The following is an 843-nucleotide window of genomic DNA, read 5'->3' as shown; positions in this document are numbered from 1 at the left end:
ATCCACTTGCAGACGGTGAAACAACAAGCGAAGGCAAAGATTACATCGTTGTTGCTACCACTCGACCCGAAACGATGCTTGGGGATACAGGTGTTGCGGTAAACCCTGAAGACCCTCGCTACAAAGCGTTGATCGGAAAAGAAATCATTCTTCCATTAGTCGGTCGTCGCATCCCGATTGTCGGAGACGAACATGCAGACATGGAAAAAGGCACAGGCTGCGTAAAGATTACTCCTGCACACGACTTTAACGATAATGAGGTCGGCAAGCGATGCTCGCTTCCAATGATCAATGTCATGAACAAGAACGGTGAAATTCTTGATCAAGCAGAAGTGTATGATATGTCAGGCCAAGCCATCACCCACATTGACGTAACAATTCCTAGCGAATTCCAAGGTCTCGAGCGTTTCGCTGCGCGAAAAGCAATCGTTGCTGCTTTTGACGAAGCTCGATTATTAGACAAGATCGACGACCACACGCTAACAATTCCTTATGGCGACCGATCTGGCGTCGTGATAGAGCCGCTGCTTACCGATCAGTGGTTCGTTCGTGCCGGCCCGCTAGCTGAGCCAGCGATTAAAGCTGTAGAAGATGGCGACATTCAATTCGTACCTAAGCAATACGAAAACATGTACTTCTCATGGATGCGCGACATTCAAGACTGGTGTATCTCACGCCAGCTATGGTGGGGACACCGTATTCCAGCATGGTATGACAATGAAGGTAATGTCTATGTTGCACGCACAGAAGAAGAAGCGCGTGCGCATAACAACATTTCTGATGATGTAGCCTTATCACAAGATGAAGATGTTCTAGACACATGGTTCTCATCAGCACTTTGGA

General features: G+C 47.7%; 1 protein-coding gene. It reads left to right on the top strand.

Annotated features, from left to right (window positions below):
- Window positions 1–843, top strand: an 843-nt coding sequence (locus tag A3738_RS16180; protein ID WP_156504301.1) for a class I tRNA ligase family protein, incomplete at both ends; no start/stop codon positions are given.

Source organism: Oleiphilus sp. HI0066, from assembly GCF_001635725.1.
The sequence above is the reverse complement of the archived record's forward strand: the minus strand, read 5'-3'. Positions and strand labels throughout refer to the sequence as shown.